We start from the raw sequence: 21,267 nt of genomic DNA on the forward strand, positions 1-21,267 counted from the left end.
TTTGCTGACGAAAACAATGGAAACCACTCACCCGGTACTTGTTCTATACATAAATACGGGAACTATGCCGTCTATACGTATAATACCGGAGCTGATATTTTAATGATTTTGCCGTCTCTGAAATAAAAGCGGGGGATGCGGCGGCTTAACACAGACAGGACTTCGTAGCTGATCGTACCGAGCATTTCGGCAATTTCATCAACGGAAATCTCGGCTTCTTTTTGTTTGCCGTAGATGACGACTTCTTCTCCTTGTTTGCCCTCATTCTCACCTAAACTGACCATTATCATATCCATTGTCACTCTCCCCGCTACCTGCACTCGTCTGCCGCGGTGCAGAATAAACCCGCGGTTGGACAGGGCGCGGGAGTAACCGTCAGCATAGCCGATCGGAATCGTCGCGATGATTTCACCCGGTTCGGCGATATATGTAGCGCCATAACTGACGGTCCGGGGATCTGTCACCATAGCTTTCACATAAGCGATACGCGCCTTTAAACTTAGTGCGGGTGTGAGATCCACGAGGTTCAGTTCCTTTATCGAGGCGGACGGATATAAACCATATAACCCAATACCTAAACGGATCATGTCGGCGCTGAATTCCGGGAATGCGATAGCGGCGGCTGTATTGCACATATGCACGGTAGGCAGCGTAATGTCTTGATTTTTTAAAAAGCGGAGAAAGCTGATAAACTTTTCGTGCTGCAGCATCGTCAGCTCAGTGTCCGGTTCATCCGCTGTTGAAAAATGTGTAAAGATGCCATCCCATGACAGGTATGTACTCGACTTGAGCGCTTTCACCACTGCTAAAAGATCTTCTTCTGTGCGCACACCCAGCCGGCCCATTCCGGTATCCACATTGATATGAATGGACAGCCGTTTCGACTCTGCTTCTTTTTCCAATATCCGATTCGCTTTTTTGATCCAGCTGACCTGAAACGCTGATAATGTGATGTTCCAAACGGCAGATTTTTTCACACAGCTGAGAGCTGTGAAGCCGAGCACAAGAATAGGCGCCTTAATTCCCGCTCTCCGTAACACAATTCCCTCTTCGACGCTGGCGACAGCAAGCTCGCTCGCCCCGCTTTCCAGTGCCTGCCGCGCTACTTCCACAGAGCCGTGGCCATAAGCGTTCGCTTTTACGACGGCCATAATTTTAGACGTATTCGGAATATGGCGGCGGATCGCCCGTACGTTCTTTTTTATCGCATCAAGGTCAACTTCAATCCAAACTTCCCGGCAAAGTTTTTTCATCACGATTCCTTCTTTCCTTAATGAGATTCAGTACTCATGCTTTCAATCTGCATTCTATTCATCTTTAACTGAAATCATTCAAAACATGGAAAGGTGATCGTTGATGTTTAATATCAAGTTTTCGGGGAATCAGTGTGCCTGCTTTATTTATGCAGTAAGGGCAGCATGGCGGCCCTTACAATGACTTTACAATATTCTGATCTGAAAATTGATGTTCAAACATTTTGGACTGGCTTACAGCATTGTTTTGAATGACAATGCCGATATTTCCCCCTCCGGCACCGAAAACGGTTTTTGATGCAGTCAGCGGACTGATGGATATGGCGCCGCCAACATTGACAACTCCGTTTCCTGATACGTTGTTTATCGTAATCGGGCAACCGCTCATTCTATTTTTTCTCCTTTCTCTCACAGTCTACTAACTATATGTACGCTGTGATATGGAATAAGATTAAACAAAACGGCAAAAAGAATCCGGCTGCTGCCAGCCGGAAAGGGAGGGAAATACGGATATCATAATGTTTTCGTTACATTTTGATCAGAGTATTGAGAGTTTGAAGATTGAGATGTGCTGGATTGATTCATTTGCAGGACCATACCTGTATTTCCCCCTCCTGAGCCGTAGACGGTTTTTGATACGGTTAAAGGACTTATCGAAAACGCACCGCCGATATTGACAACCCCGTTTCCGGAAAGACTGTTAATCGTAATAGGGAAACCAGCCATCATATACGGTCTCCTTTCTATTAATCTATTTACTATATGTACGCTGTGTGTTAGAAATAGGAGTAAACAAAGCGGTAAAAACTTGTGAATCAAAAAAACTGCCGGACATCCGGCAGTTTTTTAGTCTACTTTTCAAACGGCACCCAGCCGCCTGTATTCTGAATCATTTCCCATAACGGTTCAGGAAGTCGGTATTTCTCGATTTCAGATGCCTGAATGGCTTTTTCGATTTCCTGTTCGCGGCCTTCTTTGACCAGCACCGCCCATTCGGGGTTAATCAAAATGACACGTCCCAGAGCCACCAGCGGAATTCCGCTTTCTAATACGGCAAGCGCTTCGTCCGCGGTATAGATGGAACCGACGGCCATCAGCGGCACTTTATGGCCGACGCGTTCGTTTAATAAATCCATCCGGGTCCGTGAAGTATCCGCGCCGCGGCGGGCTTTGGAATTGACATCCATCAGTGAAATATGCAGATAATCCAAGTTCTCTTCTGCAAGCGCGTCGGCGAGCATGAATGTTTCTTTCATTGTAAGCCCCGGTGTTTCCGGCTCTTCCGGTGACAGGCGGTAGCCGAGAACGAATGGATTTTCAGCGTGTGTATCAATCGCCTGTTTGACAGCGTCAACGACTGCAAGCGGGAACGCAAGGCGCTTTTCATCGCTTCCGCCCCAGCGGTCTGTGCGCCGGTTTGTTTTCGGTGAATAAAATTGGTGAATCAGGTACCCGTTTGCCCCGTGAATTTCAACACCGTCAAAGCCGGCTTCAATCGCTCTGCGTGTCGCTTCGCCGAATGCTTTCACGATGTGCTCAATTTCTTGTTCTGTGAGAGCACGGGACGTTTGTCTGCCGTCTTCTTCTGAGTCGCTCGGACTGACGACGTCGTTGTTTGGCACGAGTTCAGGAGGGCATTCCAAGCCTCCGTGGTGAATCTGCACAACGGCTTTCGCTCCTTGAGACTGGATCGCCTGAGCGAGTTTTTTCAAGCCGGGAATGTGAGAATCATCATAGATGCCGGGCTGGCCTGGAAACGCTTTGCCGTCCGGCGTTACGTTTGCACATGCCGTAATGACCATGCCCATTTCTTTTGAACGGGGAGTAATGTAGCTTAATTCACGGTCGGAAATCGTTCCGTCATCATTTGATGAATAGTGTGTCATCGGTGCGACTGAAATACGGTTTGGTATAGTGACACCGCTTTCGAACGTAAAAGGTTCAAACAGCGGTTTAAAAGTTTGCTTCATCATTTCGCCTTCTTCCTTAGGAGTTTAACTCGTCCGTATTCTAGCTTATGTTTTCATTGTGTGCAATTATTTTGCTTGTTCTTCTTCCTGAGGTTATGACCGGCTGAACCATTTAAACGAATGAAACGGTTTTCTCCGTTCCTTTTCAGGATCTTTATATCCTCCTGAAATTTGATGGCCGATCGAGCTGAATATGACAGCGGCGGTGAAGAGGAGAATGATTTTTTTCATATGCATATCTTCTTTCTTATCTTTTACAAGGTTATTTATAAGCATACGCTTGTGCGAAAAAACCGTCAATTTGTTTATTCTTTTTTCCACTTTCCTGCGGCGAATATCGTTCCGATCTGAATCACAACACTTAACAGAGCGCACACTGCCACAACTGTGTTGCTGTCCATAGAAGACACCCTCCTTTTTGTTAGGTTGATGTATCATATGACAGCTGTCTCTGTTTTGACAAAACCGTAATGCGGTGTTTCATATTTTTCAACACAAAAAGGGCGCTTTTTTAAGCGCCTTTACTTTTTTTTCAGCCGGTTCAAAGCGATTTGAACGGCGATGGCGTCATCCAGGTAGCCGATCGGAAACATGTAATCCGGGATAACGTCGGTCGCTAAAATATAATACAGCAGCGCGCTCCCGAGAATCGCGCGGTCTTCAGCCGGTGTTGATTCATCCATATACTGATGATGCATGTTTTTCAAATGGTCAATAAAAGGGCCGACGCTTTCTTCATTGTCCATTTTCTTTTGAAACTCATCGCAAATCAGGCGATGGCCCTGCTGGGTTTTGGCATATTGTTCATATCTGGTCAGTTCGCGCTCAATTTGCTCCCGGGAAAAAGGCTGATCAAACATCTCGGCCATATTCAGCATATCCTGAATCGCGTGCATCGGGTCTTGCGGCGCAGCTACTTTTTCATGGCCGATGTCTATGCCTGACGCCTCAAGCAATTCCTCCAGCGGGGTGCGGAGGTGTTTTGAAAATTCCTGAAGATGCTTTAAATTGGCCTTCTGTTTGCCGTTGATAATCCGGGAGATAGTGGCCGTATCAATGTTTGTTAAGGCGCCGAGTTTTCTCATGGAGAGCGAGTGCTTATCAAGCAGTGATTTTAAAAGGGGTCCCAGTGTCTTATTTTTATTTTCTGTCAAGGGTGTCACCTCGTTTCCGCCGGAATGATGATCGTCAATCAATAATTTTTGCAGAAAAGGTACCTTTTCTGTGCTGCTGAATAGGATAGTGTAGATTCAACGGCACAACATGTTGAAAAGACATCAAAGAATGGAGAGAAACGAACATGGCTTGGTTATTGATTTTAGGTTTGGCAGTGTCCTCAAGCATTGATAATTTAGGAGTGGGGATGTCATACGGCATCAGAAAAATCAAAATATCGCATGCGTCAAATATGATGATCGCTTTTATCTGTTTTGTATTCAGTTATATCGGAATTTATTTCGGCAAATGGATTTCAGCCGTTTTACCGGGCTTTCTTCCTGTATTGCTGGCGGCGTTTATTTTATCTGTCATCGGTATCCGCATCATTCTGCTGGCTGTGCCGAGAAAAACAGCGCGTGTTGGCGCGTCAGGAAAAAAAGGCCGTTTTGCCGGTCTGCTGCAAAATCCGGAGGCAGCGGATGCCGACGGTTCGGGAGAAATCGGTATATTGGAATCCTTGGTTCTCGGGGTGGCCGTATCCGCAAATGCGCTGACCAACGGATTAAGCGCGGGGTTGATCGGGCTTTCTCCCGCTGCCATTTCCATTACTGCGGCGGTCGGAAGCTTTCTGACCATATGGATCGGCTGCTCGCTTGGAAAAAAAGCCGCTTCATTGCGCATCGGTTCTTTTCACGTCGGACAGTTCAGCACGGTGCTGAGCGGAGTGATTATTCTCATCATTGCCGCCAATACGCTGCTCTTTTAAGTTGTCCCGTTCATTTTATGAAAAGCTCAAAATAAATATGAATGTTTCTATTCGGGAGAGTGCATGACGCGGCTCTCTTTTTTGCCGATCTGATATTTTTTCAAAATGAACAGAAAGTCGTCCGTTTCCGTTAAATTCTGCATATTCGGCCTTCAGACAGAACCTTTTTCATAGACTGATCAGCTTGTTTTCTTTCTAAGTTCAGGTAAACAGCAGGTCAGATAGCCTTCATTCCAAAGATGGAAAAAACGCTGGAGGAATGGAGGCTCCCTTTACAAATCGGCCATTCTGTTCAAAGATAAAGCCGAATGAGAAAACGTGAGGTGATCTGTGTGAAGTCTGCCATACTTCTGATCTTCACCGCATGGCTGTTATCAGGCTGCGAGTATACCGCGGAGGCTGATGCGGCGCCGTCATTTACACAGGAAGGAACATTTATAAAAGCGGCCGGAAACGATACGATCGCGGTCGAAATTGACGGAGAAAGGCAAGAGGTGAAGGTGCCTTTCGCTAAGCGGTTTGAATGTCAGTCGCTGCCTGAACATACGGCGGTGCAAATCACCTATAAAAAAGAGAGCAACGGACAATTACGGCTTGAGAAACTGAAAAAAGAAACAGATATGTGAAAACGGGGAGGAAAAAAACGTGGGTTTACTGACAAAAAGCGCTGCTGCCTTCGGTGCCGCTCTGCTTCTGCTTGCGCCGTCCGCTTATGCAGCCGAACCTTTGCAAGGGAAAACCATCTATATCGATGCCGGACATGGCGGAGAAGACAGCGGGGCCGGCGGAAATGGACTGCTTGAGAAAAACATCAATTTAGCGGTGTCAAACAAGGTGATCGCCAAATTGGAGACAGAAGGCGCAAAACCTGTAGCTTCAAGGACTGATGATACTTTTTTACGTTTGGACGAGCGGGTGGCGAAAGCGAGCGCCAGCCAATCCGATTTATTCGTCAGCCTCCATACCAATTCAGCCGTATCAACGGCATCGGGCGCGGAAACGTATTTTAATTCGACATATGAAGGAGCGGACAGCGAAAGGCTTGCTTCCGACATTCAGCAGCAGCTTGTCACGTCTTTAGGGATGAGGGACAGAGGCGTAAAAGAAGCTCCTTTTTATGTTATTACATATTCAAAGATGCCGAGTGTGCTGGCTGAATTAGGTTTTATCACAAATCCTCAAGATGCGGACAAGCTGAAAAGCGATAACGGACAAGAGCACGCCGCGGACGCCGTTGTAAACGGAATCGAAACCTATTACAGCGGACGGTAATGATAAAATATGTGTAAATAGCGCCCTCCTGATGTGCATAACGATTATAATAGAGAAAACCGATGACAAACATCTGAGGTGACACATATGACGAATATTTTTGCCCACCGGGGGGCGTCGGGCGACTGCCCTGAAAATACGATGCCCGCATTCAAAAAAGCGATTGAGGACGGGGCTGACGGAATTGAACTTGATGTACAGATGACAAAAGACGGCCGGATCGTGGTCATTCACGATGAAACCCTCGACCGCACGACATCTTTGAAAGGATTTGTGAAAGATACGGCGTATGACAAAATCAGAACCGCCGATGCCGCCGGAAAATGGAAAGATTCTTTTAAAGGTGTCAGAATTCCGCTTTTGTCCGATGTGCTGCGTTTTGCTGAACGTGCTGATTTTCTGATAAACATTGAGCTGAAAAACAGTGTATTCCGTTACGAAGGAATGGAAGAAGAAGTGATCAAAAAAGTCAGATATTACGGACTGGAAAAGCGCGTTATTTTTTCTTCATTTAATCATGAGAGTCTCGCGGTGTGCCACGCCCTGGCGCCTGAAATTGAACGGGCGGTGCTGACAATGGATGTGCTGTACCGGCCTGAACGTTATCTTGCCGCCATTCCCGCTTCGGGTTATCATCCGAAGCTCGGCACGCCGGCGGTCAGTGCTGAAGTGATCACACATCTTGCAAAACACCAAGCGGCGCTCCGTCCGTTCACCGTCAATCGTCCTGAGGATATGAAGCGGCTGATGAAAGCGGGGATAGACGCAATTTTTACCGATTATCCAAAGCTGGCTGTTTCTATAAAAGAAGAATGCCGCAGCTGAGAAGACTGGTCAGACAGTCTTCTTTTTTTATGGGCGGGAAAAAGGCGGTGCACTCATAACTCGGTCAGCCGGTTCATATATTGTAACAGGGCGTTTTGTGTAAGCGTTATCTTTTATCTTATTGAAAGTGAGGCAAAAGTGTGGGAAAAACGGTTATCGTCAGTGCGGCAAGAACGCCGTTCGGAAAATTCGGCGGCGCATTAAAAGAGGTAAAGGCATCCGAGCTTGGCGGCATTGCCATAAAAGAAGCAATCAAGCGCGCCGCTATCAGTGAAAGCGAAGCGGAAGGAGCGGTGATGGGGATGGTCGTCCAGGCGGGTGCCGGGCAGATTCCGGCACGGCAGGCTGCAAGATATGCCGGGCTTCCGTGGTCTGTTCCGGCTGAAACCATTAATAAAGTCTGTGCATCAGGGCTCAGAGCCGTTACCATCTGTGATCAAATGATCCGGGCGAAAGACGCGGACGTGCTGATTGCAGGCGGAATGGAAAGCATGAGCAACATCCCGTACGCCATTCCGGCCGGCCGCTGGGGTGTGAGGATGGGGGACGGGGTTTTTCAGGATTTAATGGTTCATGACGGGCTGACCTGTGCGTTCGACCAGGTGCATATGGCTGTCCACGGAAGCACTGCAGCCAAAAAGTACGGCATTTCCCGGGATGAACAGGATCATTACGCTCTTTTGAGTCAGAAACGCGCGGCTGAGGCGGCTGAGACGGGCAAATTGCGTGAAGAAATTGTCCCCGTCACCTGGACCGGCAAAAAGGGCAAACAGCATATCGTTGAAGCGGATGAGGGGCTGCGTCCTGATACAAGCCTTGAGCAGCTCGCAGCGCTCAAGCCGATTTTCACAGCCGACGGAACGGTTACAGCCGGAAACGCTCCCGGTGTAAATGACGGGGCCGGAGCATTTGTGCTGATGTCAGAGGAAAAAGCAGCAAAGCAGCATGTCAGGCCGCTCGCAGCGATACTTGGCTTTGCGTCCGTCGGACTGGAAGCGTCCGAGCTGGCAAGCGCGCCGGGAGAGGCCATCAGCCGGCTCTTGAAAAAAACCGGACTGTCCGTTGACGATATTGATTTGTTTGAAGTAAATGAAGCATTTGCGTCCGTCGTGCTCGTGAGTGAAAAAATAGCCGGGTTCAGCCGGGAGAAAGTGAATGTAAACGGAGGGGCAATCGCGTTCGGCCACCCGATCGGCGCAAGCGGAGCGAGAATCATCATGAGTTTAATATACGAATTAAAGCGTCGCGGAGGGGGGTTAGGCATAGCGGCTATATGTAGCGGAGCGGCTCAAGGAGATGCTGTCCTGCTGGAGGTGTACTGATCAAAGGAGGGAGCGCCGGATGAAGATGAAAACAATCATGGTCGCAGGTGCCGGTCAGATGGGAGCAGGCATCGCTCAGACGGCCGCAGAAGCCGGGTTTACCGTCAAGTTATACGATTGGGAGCCGGAAACGGTAACAAAAGGTCTTCATCGCATAAAGACAAACCTGGAGAAAGAGCAGGCAAAAGGACGGAAGTCACAGAAGGAGACAGATGCCGTATTCAGCCGTATTTCCCCGGCGGAGCTCACAGAAGCGGGAGATGCTGATTTTATCATTGAAGCCATTGCCGAAAACAAAAAAGCAAAAGCGGAATTGTTTGACACACTTGATAAAATCTGTCCCCCTCATGCCGTATTGGCAAGCAATACGTCTTCTCTTCCCATTACGGAGCTTGCCGCGGCCACAAAAAGGCCTGAAAAAGTAATCGGCATGCATTTTATGAATCCGGTTCCGGTCATGGAGCTTGTCGAAGTCATCAGAGGACTCGCCACATCGGAAGAAACGGCGGAAACAGTAAAGAAGCTTGCCGTCCGGATGAATAAAACCCCGGTCGAAGTCAATGATTTCCCGGGCTTTATATCTAATCGCATATTAATGCCGATGATTAACGAAGCCGTTTATTGCCTTTACGAAGGAGCAGCTTCAAAGGAAGCGATTGATGAGGTGATGAAGCTCGGCATGCGTCATCCGATGGGTCCTTTAACATTAGCTGACTTCATCGGGCTGGATACGTGCCTTTCCATTATGGAGGTTCTCTACGCGGGGCTCGGAGATCCGAAATACCGCCCATGCCCTCTGCTCAGAAAATATGTCAGCGCCGGCTGGCTCGGCAAAAAAAGCGGGCGCGGTTTTTATGAGTACGGCAGATGACGTAAAGATCATGAGGGGAGACGGCAGCCATGCATTTTACTGAAGAGCACATCATGATGAGGAAAATGGTGCGTGATTTTGCCCGCAAGGAAATCGCGCCGATGGTTGAGCTCATGGAATCAACAGATGAATTTCCGGAGCGGCTGATTAAAAAAATGGGCGAAGCGGGATTGATGGGCATTCCCGTCCCGGAAGCTTACGGCGGGGCGGGTGCTGATACAACATCTTACATTTTAGCGATTCATGAAATATCAAAAGTCAGCGCGGCCGTCGGCGTCATTTTGTCCGTCCACACATCGGTAGGGACAATCCCGATTTTGCATTTCGGGACAGAAGCCCAAAAACAAACGTATATTCCGAAGCTGGCAGCGGGCGAATATATTGGGGCTTTTGCGCTTACTGAGCCTCACTCCGGATCTGATGCGGGAAGCCTGAGAACAACAGCCGTGCGAAAAGGCGGTTCATATATTCTGAACGGTTCAAAAATCTTTATTACAAACGGCGGAGCGGCAGATCTGTATCTGACATTTGCCATAACCGATCCGGGTAAAGGGAGAAAGGGAATTTCAGCGTTTATTGTTGAAAAAAACACACCCGGTTTTTCTGTCGGAAAAAAAGAAAAAAAGCTCGGATTGTTAGGTTCCAATACTGCCGAATTGCAGTTTGATCAAGCGGAAATTCCGATTGAAAACCGGCTCGGCGAAGAGGGCGAGGGTTTTTCAATCGCCATGAAAAACCTTGACGTCGGACGGATCGGCATAGCGGCTCAGGCGCTCGGGATTATCGAAGCGGCGCTCGGCTGCTCGGCGGAGTACGCCAAAACCCGCAGCCAGTTCGGCAGACCCATCGCTTCGAATCAGGCCGTTTCATTTAAATTATCTGACATGGCAACGAATGCGGAAGCTGCCAAATTATTGGTCTATCATGCGGCAGATCTGTATCAGCGAGGGCTTCCGTGCGGAAAAGAAGCATCTATGGCGAAGCAATTCGCGTCCGATGCGGCGATGAAAGCGGCGGTGGAGGCTGTGCAGATTCACGGCGGCTACGGCTATATGAAAGAGTATCCCGCGGAGCGTTTATTTCGGGATGCGAAAGTCACGCAAATCTATGAAGGAACCAATGAGATTCAAAGGCTGATTATTTCTAAGTATCTTCTTCAATAAAAAGTGCGCAAAGGAGCGAAACCATGGAATCTTATTCTCCCGGTTTAGATGGCGTCATTGCGGTGGAAACGGGGATTTCTTTCCTGGATACACAGCAGGGCAGTATTTTAATCAAAGGCCACGATCTGATTGAGCTTTCTAAAACGGCCGGCTATATGGACATTGTTCATCTCTTATTGGAAGACAGACTTCCTGATGCGAAAGAGAAGAAGGCGCTTGAAGAAGACGTTCGGCGCGGCGGACACCTTCCCGAGGAAATCTTGCGTATATGCCGTCTGCTGCCCGAACGTACTCACCCGATGGACGGACTGAGGACAGGTTTGTCCGCGCTTGGAGGCTTTGATAAGGATATTGATAACCGCACCTCTTCTGTAAATCGGCACCGTGTCCGCGGGCTGATAGGCAAAATGCCCAATCTGACCGTCAACAGCTATCGAGTCATCAACGGACTGGAGCCTTTAGCGCCTGTCGGAACCTTATCGTACAGCGCAAACTTTTTATATATGATTACCGGAAAAACGCCGTCCTCCTTGGAAGAAGAAATATTCGACCGGTCGCTTCTTTTATACAGTGAGCATGAATTGCCGAACTCAACGTTTACGGCCCGTGTCATTGCTTCGACGCAATCGGATATTTACGGCGCTCTGACCGGAGCCGTCGCCTCGCTTAAGGGAAACCTTCACGGCGGAGCGAACGAAGCAGTTATGTACATGCTTGAGGAAGCGAAGGATACAGACGGGTTTACACACTTATTAACTCAAAAACTCGCAAACAAAGAAAAAATCATGGGCTTCGGCCACCGTGTCTACATGAAAAAAATGGACCCGAGGGCGCTCATGATGAAAGAAGCATTGAAAAAACTGTCTGATCTTTCAGGTGATTTCCGTCTTTATCATATGTGTGAAGCAGGAGAAACCGTCATGAGAGAGAAAAAAGGCCTTTATCCGAACTTAGATTACTACGCAGCGCCGGTCTATTACATGCTCGGCATCCCGATCCCGCTGTATACGCCTATATTCTTCAGCGCACGGACGGTCGGGCTGTGCGCCCACGTCATTGAACAGCACAGCCGAAACCGGCTTTTCCGCCCGCGTGTCCGCTATACCGGAGCGCGTCTGTAAACAGATGAGAAAGGAAGATGAAAACATGACAGAACCCCGCCGAATGGACGCCGTAATCGAAGAGATTTCTGACTACGTGCTCCATCAGGAGATTGACAGTTCGGAAGCTTTCACTACGGCAGGACATGTGCTTCTTGATACGATAGGCTGCGGAATTTTGGCGCTCAGCTATCCCGAATGTACAAAGCTGCTCGGCCCGATTGTCCCGGGAACCTCCGTGCCCAACGGCAGCAGAGTCCCGGGCACGCCTTTTGTTTTAGACCCGGTCACGGCTGCCTTTAATATCGGCTGTATCAACAGGTGGCTCGATTATAATGATACGTGGCTTGCGGCCGAATGGGGGCATCCGTCTGACAATCTCGGAGGCATATTGGCTTGTGCGGATTATATATCCAGAGTGCGGATTTCAGAAGGGAAAGAACCGCTTACCGTGCGTGATGTGCTTTGCGCAATGATCAAAGCGCACGAAATTCAAGGAATTCTCGCTTTGGAAAACAGTTTAAACAGAGTCGGGCTTGACCATGTGCTGTTTGTGAAGGTGGCGACTGCGGCTGTTTGCGCACAAATGCTGGGCGGCTCAAGAGAGGAAATCAATAACGCCGTATCTCACGCTTGGATTGATAATTCAAGCCTCAGAACGTATCGTCATGCGCCGAACACCGGGTCACGCAAATCATGGGCGGCCGGCGACGCGACGAGCAGAGGCGTATATTTGGCCCTTATGGCGCAAAAAGGTGAGATGGGGTACCCGACGGCTCTGACCGCATCCGGGTGGGGATTTCAAGACGTATTATTTAACCGGCAGGAAATGAAGCTTGCCCGCCCGCTTGGGTCCTATGTGATGGAGAATGTTTTGTTTAAAGTATCCTACCCGGCTGAATTCCACGCCCAGACAGCGGCGGAGTGCGCGGTCCGGCTTCATCCGGAGGTGAAAGACCGCATCGAAGACATTGACAGGATCACGATTATGACCCATGAGTCGGCAATCCGGATTATCGATAAAAAAGGGCCGCTTCACAATCCGGCTGACCGGGATCACTGCCTCCAGTATATTACGGCAATCGGGCTGCTTTTCGGAGATATCACGGCGGATCATTATGAAGAGGAAACGGCGTCTGACCCGCGAATTGATACATTGCGGAGCAAAATGGAGGTGACGGAACATAAAGCGTACTCAAAAGATTACTTAGACCCGAATAAGCGATCCATCTCAAATGCCGTACAGGTGCATTTTACAGACGGCACGGCTACGGGACGGATTGAATGTGAATATCCGCTCGGGCACCGGTTCCGCAGAAAAGAAGCCGTTCCGAAGATTCTTGCCAAGTTTTCAGCAAACATCAGCACTCATTTTTCATTGAAGCAGCAGCGGAAAATCGAAGAGGCCTGTAAAGATAGCGGCCGAATGCAGAAGCTCAGCGTTAGTGAATTTATGGACTTATTTCTCATATAAAATAGGAGGGTGACAAACATGACGTGGATCGTCAGCAAGCAGTCGTCTCAAGAGGAGCTTGCAGAGCGGTTCCGTGCGCTGATGGCAGCGCCGGATCTATTGCAGATTCCCGGCGCTCACGATGCGATGGCCGCTCTTATTGCCAAGAAAACGGGTTTTTCGGCTCTTTATTTATCAGGCGCGGCTTACACGGCGAGCAGAGGGCTGCCCGATTTAGGCATCATCACGTCGGCGGAAATGGCTGAACGGGTTAAAGATCTGGTCCGCTCGTCTGATCTGCCCGTCCTCGTCGATATTGACACGGGTTTCGGAGGCGTGCTGAATGCCGCCCGGACGGCGAAAGAAATGTATGAAGCGCGCGCGGCCGCCGTCCAAATGGAGGATCAGCGCCTGCCGAAAAAATGCGGACATCTGAATGGGAAGCAGCTCGTGCCGATTGAAGAAATGGCGCAAAAAATCCAAGCGGTCAAGCGGGCCGCGCCGACTCTTCTTGTTATTGCGAGAACAGACGCCAGACAGCAGGAAGGGCTGGAGGGGGCATTAAAAAGGGCTTCTGCTTATATAAAAGCGGGTGCTGACGCTGTTTTTCCGGAAGCGCTCCAATCCGAAAGTGAATTCAGAGCGTTTTCCAAACAAATCAGTGTGCCGATTCTCGCAAATATGACTGAATTCGGACAAACGCCGTATTACAGTGCTGATGAATTTTCCGATATGGGCTGTCAGATGGTCATTTACCCGGTCACGTCACTCAGAATGGCTGCCAAGGCTTTTGAGCGTATTTTCCGCCTTCTGAAAGAAGAAGGCTCTCAAAAAGAGGGGCTTTCGGATATGCAGACGAGAAAAGAATTATATGAAACGATCGCTTACGATGACTATGAAGAACTGGATCAATCCATTGCCAAAACGATACTGCCGGACGACTGAAAAAGCCCTTTTTTGCAAGGGCTTTTTTTACAGCTTTTTTTTCCTGAACCGCGGGCTGACTTGATTGCGTTTCCGATCTCTGTACAAAATAAACCCGGCCAGAACATAAAGGCCGAACAAAAAAAACGCCAATCCGGCCGCCCCCTGAAGAAAAAGGGACGGAAACGGGGAAAACGCATGCCCGAATAATGCATCTCTCATCAGCTTAATGCCGAGCGCCGCGACAGCGCCGGGGAGGACCAGAATCAAAAGCGCAACAAGCCGGCTCATATTCAGAAAACCCCTTTACGATATGATTTACTTTATTGTCCAATCGAAAAAATATTTTGTCAAGAGATCAAAACGTGGTAACATAGGGGTTGTGCAAATTATTGCAACGGGAAATACAGGTGTGCAAATTTTTTCATATAAAGGGGTATCGGGATGCAGAAGGTGCTGATTATAGGTGCTGGTAAAGGAGGCACGGCGCTCCTACAGATTTTGATGAAAACAAAACTGATCCGGATTATTGCGGTGGTTGATCAAGATCCGGAGGCGCAAGGGCTGCAAGAAGCCCGGAGATATGGAATTGCAACCTCATCAGATTGGAAACCCTACATAACTGAAGATATAGATATTATCATCCATACAACAGGCGATAAAGCGGTCATGGATGAGCTGCTCCATGAGAAAAAAGAACAAACCATCGTCATGCCGGGAAAATTGGCGTACATGGTGTTTCAGCTGATGGAGGAAAAACAGCAGCTTATCCAAATGCTGAAGTCGCAGACGTATAAGCATGACCGGATTTTTAATTCAACGCACGACGGCATGATTTTTATAGACGTCAACGAAACGATCATTTTATTTAATCAGATGGCAGAAAAAATGGTCGGCCGAAAACGGGAGGATGTCATCGGCCGCCAAATTAAAGATGTAGTGCCGAACACAAAGCTGCCGCGGATTCTGGAAACGAGAGAGCCGGAATATAACCAGAAGCAGCTTCTCGGCAAGCATCTGCAGATTGTCACGACAAGACTGCCGATCATTGATGAAGGCGGAAAACTTCTCGGCGCGTTATGCGTGTTTAAAGACATCACCGACGCAGTTGAACTGGCGGAAGAGGTCACGAACTTAAAACAAATCCGCACCATGCTTGAAGCGATTATTCAATCGTCAGACGAGGCCATTTCCGTCGTTGATGAAAACGGCATCGGAATGTTAATCAACAAAGCATATACAAAAATGACCGGGCTGTCAGAAAGCGAAGTCATCGGAAAACCCGCTTCCACCGATATCTCGGAAGGGGAAAGCATGCACCTGAAAGTATTGGGGACAAGGCGGCCCGTGCGGGGTGTGAGGATGAAGGTCGGCCCCAATAAAAAGGATGTCATCGTAAATGTTGCCCCCGTTATTGTGGACGGTATTTTAAAAGGCAGCGTCGGCGTCATCCACGACGTGTCAGAAATTAAAACGCTGACTGCTGAGCTGAATCGGGCGCGCCAGATCATCCGCACGCTTGAAGCGAAATACACGTTTGATGACATTATCGGCACGAGTGAACAAATGCTGGTCGCCCTTGAACAGGCGAAGCTCGGGGCGAAAACGCCGGCGACGATTCTGCTGCGGGGAGAATCCGGCACAGGGAAAGAACTTTTCGCCCACGCCATCCATAATGAAAGCGACCGAAAATACAATAAATTCATTCGGGTCAATTGTGCGGCCCTGTCTGAATCCCTGCTTGAATCCGAGCTTTTCGGCTATGAGGAAGGCGCGTTTACGGGCGCGAGGCGCGGGGGCAAAAAAGGACTTTTTGAGGAAGCGAATAACGGCAGCATTTTCTTAGATGAAATCGGAGAGCTGACCCAAAGCACCCAGGCAAAGCTGCTCAGAGTTCTGCAGGAAAAAGAAATTATTAGAGTCGGCGGCGCAAAAGCGATTTCTGTCAATGTCAGAATTATCGCAGCGACAAACGTCAACATCGAAAAGGCCATGGCGGAAGGCGCGTTCCGAGAAGACCTGTATTACCGGATTAACCGCTATCCGATCTCAATCCCGCCGCTTCGGCAGCGCAAAGAAGATATTGAAGCGCTGAGCATTCGGCTCATTGAAAAAATCAATCAGGATTACGGCCGCAATGTAAAGGGGCTCACGCCGAACGCGCTGCGAGCTTTATCAGCCTACAGCTGGCCGGGAAACGTACGGGAGCTTGAAAATGTTCTCGGACGGGCAATGATATTTTTAGAGCCGCATATGGAACGGATCGAACAGCAGCATCTGCCTGTTTTCGAATCAGAGCTGAATGACAAAAACGGCACCCAAAGTGATTTTCCGGATGTAGAAGGGGAAAAGCTGTCTCAGGCTGTTGAAAAATTTGAAGCGCACATCATTCAAAAAACGCTTGAAAAGCATAAATTCAACCGAACCAAAACGGCGAAAGCGCTTGGTGTCAGCATTCGGAATCTGTACTACAAAATGGACAAGTACGGCCTTGCAAATGACGGCATGCAATAAATTGCAGAGAAAGCGCAAACAGCTGCATGTTTTCTTGAAAAAAGCCGGAATAAACCCTTTCGCATATTTGGCACAGAACTTGCATTGTTAAAAGCGGATTCGCACAAGAAAGGTGGTACAAAATGAAGCTGAGAGACCTAGTTGAAAAAGCCGCGGCAAAAAACGCAAAAACCATTGCAGTGGCCCACGCAGCAGATAAAGAAGTGATCCACGCCGTCAAAATGGCGGCAGAACACTTGTCGGCACGATTTTTACTGACGGGTGACAGCGGAAAGCTGAAAGAGCTTCTGGCAAATGAGCCGAAGTTCAATGCTGACATCATCCACGCCGATTCACCAGAAGAATCTGCGGCAAAAGCAGTGCGCGCAGTGCGTGAACAAGAGGCGGACGTTTTAATGAAAGGGAATCTCCCGAGCTCAACTCTTCTGAAATCGGTTTTAAACCGCCAGGAAGGGCTTCGTTCAAAAAGGGTGTTATCACATGTAGCCGTTTTTGAAGTGCCGGACTATGACCGGCTGATGTATGTGACTGATTCAGCGCTGAACATTGCCCCGTCTCTTGAAGAACTCGGGCATATTCTGCAAAATGCGGTTCATGTCGCACATTCAGTAGGGAACCCTATGCCGAAAGCCGCAGTCCTTGCGGCTATTGAAACGGTTAATCCGAAAATGGAGGCGACGCTGAACGCGGCTGCGATCGTCCAGATGTGCAATAGAGGACAGATTACCGGCTGCATTGCGGACGGACCGCTTGCTTTGGATAATGCCGTATCCCAAGCGGCTGCGCTGCAAAAAGGGATTTCCGGAAGCGTAGCGGGCCAGGCGGATATTCTCTTGGTTCCTTCAATCGAGGCCGGAAATATGCTTTATAAGTCAATGATTTATTTTGCGAAAGCAAATGTTGCTGCCGTCATCGCCGGTGCAAAAGCGCCGATTGCATTAACGAGCAGAGCGGATACCGCAGAAAATAAACTGTATTCAATTGCGCTTGCGATTTGCGCATCACAAGAACAGTAGGAGGAACGAACCTATGGAAATTTTTAAATATATGGAGACTTATGATTACGAACAATTGGTATTCTGCCAAGATGAACAATCCGGATTAAAAGCGATCATCGCGATTCATGATACGACGCTCGGCCCTGCACTCGGCGGAACAAGAATGTGGACATATGACAGTGAAGAAGCGGCGATTGAAGATGCACTGAGACTCGCAAAAGGCATGACTTATAAAAATGCGGCTGCCGGTTTAAACTTAGGCGGCGGGAAAACCGTTATTATCGGAGACCCGCGCAAAGATAAAAATGAAGAAATGTTCCGCGCGTTCGGCCGCTACATCCAAGGCTTAAACGGAAGGTATATTACGGCGGAAGACGTCGGCACCACCGTTGAAGATATGGACATCATTCATGATGAAACAGACTATGTAACCGGAATTTCTCCGGCATTCGGTTCATCAGGAAATCCGTCTCCGGTTACGGCGTACGGCGTCTACAAAGGGATGAAAGCCGCAGCGAAAGCGGCGTTTGGCACTGATTCACTGGAAGGTAAAACAATTGCCGTGCAAGGCGTGGGAAATGTGGCTTACAATCTATGCCGCCACCTTCACGAAGAAGGCGCTTCTTTAATCGTAACCGATATCAATAAAGAATCTGTTAAACGTGCCGTTGAGGACTTCGGCGCCCGCGCAGTTGATCCCGGCGACATTTACTCACAGGCGTGCGATATTTATGCCCCGTGTGCTCTCGGCGCCGTCATTAACGATGACACGATTAAACAGCTGAAGGCGAAAGTCATTGCGGGGGCGGCCAATAACCAGCTGAAAGAAACACGTCACGGCGATACCATTCATGAAATGGGAATCGTGTACGCTCCGGATTATGTCATCAATGCAGGCGGCGTCATCAATGTGGCCGATGAGCTTTACGGCTACAACGCTGAGCGTGCTTTGAAAAAGGTTGAGGGCATCTATGCAAACATTGAGCGGGTGCTCGATATTTCCGCGCGTGACGGCATTCCGACATACTTAGCGGCCGACCGTCTGGCTGAGGAACGAATTGAGCGCATGCGCCGTTCAAGAAGCCAGTTTCTGCAAAACGGCCAAAGTATATTAAGCAGACGATAGGAATTTGATCTGGAGGTATGAAAATGTTCGAACAGGAAAAACGCATTCTCATTCTGAATCCAGGCTCAACATCAACGAAAATCGGTGTCTTTCACAATGAACGCTGTATCTTTGAAAAGACGCTGCGGCATCCCGAAGAAGAGCTGAAAACATTTAACGGCATTATCGACCAATACGAATTTCGAAAAATAAGCATTCTTGAGTCTTTGCACGAACAGGGCATCAACATTTCAAAGTTTGATGCCGTTTGTGCCAGAGGCGGCCTGCTCAGACCGATTGAGGGCGGCACATATGAAGTGAATGACGCCATGATCACTGATTTGAAAAACGGCTACAACGGCCAGCATGCTTCTAATCTGGGCGGAATTATTGCCAGGGAAATAGCAGACGGATTAAATATCCCCGCGTATATCGTCGATCCGGTCGTGGTGGATGAGATGACTCCGCTCGCTAAAGTATCAGGAATGCCTGAAATCAAGAGGAAAAGCATTTTTCATGCTTTGAACCAAAAAGCTGTTGCCCGTCATGCGGCGGCGTCCCTCGGCAAACGGTATGAACAGATGAAGATGATCGTCACTCATATGGGCGGCGGCATCACAGTCGGGGTCCATGATTGCGGACGGGTGACGGATGTCAACAACGGGCTTCACGGAGAAGGGCCCTTCAGCCCGGAGCGTGCGGGAACCGTTCCTGCGGGTGATTTGGTGGAGATGTGTTTTTCCGGCAAGTATTCAAAAGCCGATATGATGAAAAAACTTGTCGGCACGGGCGGACTCTCCGGCTACCTGGGGACAACGGACGCGGTGAAGGTGGAAAAACGCATTCAGGCCGAAGATGAGCATGCGAGACTCATTTATGACGCCATGGCTTATCAAGTAGCAAAAGAAATCGGGGCGGCAAGCGCCGTATTAAAAGGAAAAGTAGACATTATCGTCCTGACGGGCGGATTGGCGTACGGGAAAAGTTTCGTATCCGCCATCAGATCGTACATAGATTGGATTTCGGATGTACTGGTGTACCCGGGAGAAAATGAACTGCAATCTCTCGCGCAAGGCGCGCTTCGGGTTTTAGCCGGTGAGGAGCAGTTAAAGCAATATCAGATCGGCGAAGGAGTGAAAACAAATGGCGACTGAATATGATGTGGTCATTCTGGGCGGCGGCACGGGCGGTTATGTAGCCGCCATCAGAGCGGCCCAGCTCGGCTTAAAAACGGCCGTTGTAGAAAAAGAAAAGCTCGGCGGAACATGCCTGCATAAAGGATGTATCCCGAGTAAAGCGCTGTTAAGAAGCGCGGAAGTGTACCGAACCGCAAAGGAAGCGGCAGCATTCGGCATTGAAACGGAAGGTGTCTCCCTCCGCTTTGACAGCGTGCAAAAACGAAAGCAGGGAATCGTTGACCGGCTGGCCGGCGGTGTCGCCCACTTGATGAAAAAGGGGAAGATTGATGTATTCAACGGGTACGGACGTATGCTCGGCCCTTCCATCTTCTCACCTCTTCCCGGTACGGTTTCCGTCGAATACGCAAATGGTGAAGAAAACGACATGCTGATACCGAAACAATTGATTATCGCAACCGGTTCAAGACCGAAAATGCTGCCGGGTTTAGAAGCGGACGGTACATATATTCTGACATCAGATGAAGCGCTTGAGCTTGAGCGTCTGCCCCAATCCATGTTGATCGTCGGCGGCGGTGTCATCGGAATTGAATGGGCATCCATGCTGAACGATTTCGGCGTCAATATCACTGTGATTGAATATGCGGACCGCATTTTGCCGACTGAAGACCGTGATATTTCAAGCGAGATGGAAAAACTGTTAACGAAAAAAGGAATTAAGATTGTAACGGGTGCGAAAGTGCTTCCGGATACATTGGAAAAAGCGGATGGCGTTTCAATTGCCGCTGAAAAGAATGGAAAAAAAGAAACGTATCACGCCGAACAAATGCTTGTTTCCATCGGCCGCCAGCCGAACATTGAAGGGATCGGCCTTGAAAATACGGACATTGCAGCGGAAAACGGTTCTATCATAGTAAATGAAGCCGGACAGACGAAGGAATCGCATATATATGCGATCGGTGATGTCGTCGGCGGTCTGCAGCTTGCGCATGTGGCCTCCCGTGAAGGCATCATTGCCGTTGAGCATATGGCGGGTCTTAATCCGGCTCCGCTTGATGCCGCTCTTGTGCCGAAATGCATTTATTCAAATCCGGAAGCGGCGAGTGTCGGGCTGACAGAAGAAGAAGCTGCCCGAAAAGGACATGAACTTAAGATCGGAAAGTTTCCGTTCATGGCGATCGGAAAGGCTCTTGTATACGGAGAAAGCGACGGCTTTGTCAAAATCGTCGCCGATCGGAATACAGATGATATTCTCGGTGTTCATATGATCGGCCCGCACGTCACCGATATGATCTCTGAAGCGGGGCTTGCCAAGGTGCTCGACGCGACGCCTTGGGAAATCGGCCAGTCCATACATCCGCATCCGTCGCTTTCAGAAGCGATTGGGGAAGCTGCGTTAGCCGCAGACGGAAACGCGATTCATTTTTAAAAGGAAAG

22 protein-coding genes are annotated in these 21,267 nt (G+C 49.0%); 15 read left to right on the forward strand and 7 right to left on the reverse strand.

All coding sequences use genetic code 11. The features are described from left to right. Positions 1-71 precede the first annotated feature (71 nt). From alr to C5I45_RS07950, 6 genes are all read right to left on the reverse strand, one after another. Entirely contained in the window at positions 72-1,253 is a 1,182-nt protein-coding gene (gene alr, locus C5I45_RS07930) for an alanine racemase (RefSeq protein WP_025852858.1), read from the reverse strand. 175 nt (positions 1,254-1,428) lie between these two features. Further along, entirely contained in the window at positions 1,429-1,641 is a 213-nt protein-coding gene (locus tag C5I45_RS07935) for a spore germination protein (protein WP_014305392.1), read from the reverse strand. Between the two features lie 125 nt (positions 1,642-1,766). Continuing rightward, positions 1,767-1,979 (reverse strand): spore germination protein, encoded by a 213-nt coding sequence (locus tag C5I45_RS07940; RefSeq protein ID WP_024085590.1) that lies wholly within the window; start codon positions 1,977-1,979, stop codon positions 1,767-1,769. Positions 1,980-2,104: 125 nt separating this feature from the next. After that, positions 2,105-3,223 (reverse strand): NADH-dependent flavin oxidoreductase, encoded by a 1,119-nt coding sequence (locus tag C5I45_RS07945; RefSeq protein WP_107994589.1) that lies wholly within the window; start codon positions 3,221-3,223, stop codon positions 2,105-2,107. A 93-nt stretch (positions 3,224-3,316) separates the two neighbouring features. Continuing rightward, positions 3,317-3,454, reverse strand: coding sequence for a hypothetical protein (locus tag C5I45_RS19755; protein WP_162918042.1), 138 nt, complete (start codon positions 3,452-3,454; stop codon positions 3,317-3,319). Between the two features lie 290 nt (positions 3,455-3,744). After that, entirely contained in the window at positions 3,745-4,377 is a 633-nt protein-coding gene (locus C5I45_RS07950) for a helix-turn-helix domain-containing protein (protein ID WP_003153189.1), read from the reverse strand. 146 nt (positions 4,378-4,523) lie between these two features. Between C5I45_RS07950 and ytaF the strand changes: the two genes are divergently transcribed. The 10 genes from ytaF to prpB all read left to right on the forward strand — a co-directional run bounded on the left by ytaF (position 4,524) and on the right by prpB (position 14,098). Continuing rightward, positions 4,524-5,147 (forward strand): sporulation membrane protein YtaF, encoded by a 624-nt coding sequence (gene ytaF, locus C5I45_RS07955; RefSeq protein ID WP_014305388.1) that lies wholly within the window; start codon positions 4,524-4,526, stop codon positions 5,145-5,147. A 308-nt stretch (positions 5,148-5,455) separates the two neighbouring features. Further along, the gene (locus C5I45_RS07960; protein ID WP_041481880.1) at positions 5,456-5,773 is read left to right on the forward strand and encodes a hypothetical protein; all 318 of its coding nucleotides are present in this window, start codon (positions 5,456-5,458) and stop codon (positions 5,771-5,773) included. A gap of 19 nt (positions 5,774-5,792) precedes the next feature. Beyond that, complete coding sequence (locus C5I45_RS07965; RefSeq protein WP_015388023.1) at positions 5,793-6,419, forward strand: N-acetylmuramoyl-L-alanine amidase family protein; 627 nt, start codon at positions 5,793-5,795, stop codon at positions 6,417-6,419. Between the two features lie 87 nt (positions 6,420-6,506). Next, positions 6,507-7,244: a glycerophosphodiester phosphodiesterase gene (locus tag C5I45_RS07970; protein WP_003153194.1), complete on the forward strand. Its 738-nt coding sequence runs from the start codon at positions 6,507-6,509 to the stop codon at positions 7,242-7,244. 140 nt (positions 7,245-7,384) lie between these two features. After that, entirely contained in the window at positions 7,385-8,566 is a 1,182-nt protein-coding gene (locus C5I45_RS07975) for an acetyl-CoA C-acetyltransferase (RefSeq protein ID WP_025852849.1), read from the forward strand. Between the two features lie 19 nt (positions 8,567-8,585). Beyond that, entirely contained in the window at positions 8,586-9,437 is an 852-nt protein-coding gene (locus C5I45_RS07980) for a 3-hydroxybutyryl-CoA dehydrogenase (protein WP_003153196.1), read from the forward strand. A 29-nt stretch (positions 9,438-9,466) separates the two neighbouring features. After that, positions 9,467-10,600 carry an acyl-CoA dehydrogenase gene (locus C5I45_RS07985; protein WP_044053450.1) on the forward strand — a complete coding sequence of 378 codons (1,134 nt, stop codon included), beginning with the start codon at positions 9,467-9,469 and terminating at the stop codon, positions 10,598-10,600. Between the two features lie 23 nt (positions 10,601-10,623). Next, positions 10,624-11,721 carry a citrate synthase gene (gene mmgD, locus C5I45_RS07990; RefSeq protein ID WP_032857289.1) on the forward strand — a complete coding sequence of 366 codons (1,098 nt, stop codon included), beginning with the start codon at positions 10,624-10,626 and terminating at the stop codon, positions 11,719-11,721. A gap of 25 nt (positions 11,722-11,746) precedes the next feature. Next, positions 11,747-13,174 (forward strand): bifunctional 2-methylcitrate dehydratase/aconitate hydratase, encoded by a 1,428-nt coding sequence (locus C5I45_RS07995; RefSeq protein ID WP_014305382.1) that lies wholly within the window; start codon positions 11,747-11,749, stop codon positions 13,172-13,174. 18 nt (positions 13,175-13,192) lie between these two features. After that, positions 13,193-14,098 carry a methylisocitrate lyase gene (gene prpB / locus C5I45_RS08000; RefSeq protein WP_107994316.1) on the forward strand — a complete coding sequence of 302 codons (906 nt, stop codon included), beginning with the start codon at positions 13,193-13,195 and terminating at the stop codon, positions 14,096-14,098. Positions 14,099-14,125: 27 nt separating this feature from the next. Here prpB and C5I45_RS08005 read toward each other — a convergent pair whose 3' ends face one another. Next, the gene (locus C5I45_RS08005) at positions 14,126-14,368 is read right to left on the reverse strand and encodes a DUF2627 domain-containing protein (RefSeq protein WP_007408378.1); all 243 of its coding nucleotides are present in this window, start codon (positions 14,366-14,368) and stop codon (positions 14,126-14,128) included. A gap of 153 nt (positions 14,369-14,521) precedes the next feature. Here C5I45_RS08005 and C5I45_RS08010 point away from each other — a divergent pair, with 153 nt between their 5' ends. The 5 genes from C5I45_RS08010 to lpdA all read left to right on the forward strand — a co-directional run bounded on the left by C5I45_RS08010 (position 14,522) and on the right by lpdA (position 21,259). Beyond that, a complete protein-coding gene (locus C5I45_RS08010; protein ID WP_025852843.1) occupies positions 14,522-16,591 on the forward strand; it encodes a sigma-54 interaction domain-containing protein in 2,070 nt (689 codons plus the stop codon). Positions 16,592-16,713: 122 nt separating this feature from the next. Beyond that, the gene (gene yqiS / locus C5I45_RS08015) at positions 16,714-17,607 is read left to right on the forward strand and encodes a phosphate butyryltransferase (RefSeq protein ID WP_003153207.1); all 894 of its coding nucleotides are present in this window, start codon (positions 16,714-16,716) and stop codon (positions 17,605-17,607) included. Positions 17,608-17,620: 13 nt separating this feature from the next. Next, positions 17,621-18,715: a branched-chain amino acid dehydrogenase gene (bcd, locus tag C5I45_RS08020; RefSeq protein ID WP_003153209.1), complete on the forward strand. Its 1,095-nt coding sequence runs from the start codon at positions 17,621-17,623 to the stop codon at positions 18,713-18,715. A gap of 17 nt (positions 18,716-18,732) precedes the next feature. Next, positions 18,733-19,848: a butyrate kinase gene (gene buk, locus C5I45_RS08025; RefSeq protein ID WP_107994317.1), complete on the forward strand. Its 1,116-nt coding sequence runs from the start codon at positions 18,733-18,735 to the stop codon at positions 19,846-19,848. Next, complete coding sequence (lpdA, locus tag C5I45_RS08030; RefSeq protein ID WP_003153212.1) at positions 19,838-21,259, forward strand: dihydrolipoyl dehydrogenase; 1,422 nt, start codon at positions 19,838-19,840, stop codon at positions 21,257-21,259. The genes buk and lpdA overlap by 11 nt, the downstream gene beginning before the upstream one ends. Positions 21,260-21,267 lie beyond the last annotated feature (8 nt).

This window comes from Bacillus sp. ZY-1-1 (assembly GCF_003047165.1).
Lineage (GTDB): Bacteria > Bacillota > Bacilli > Bacillales > Bacillaceae > Bacillus > Bacillus velezensis.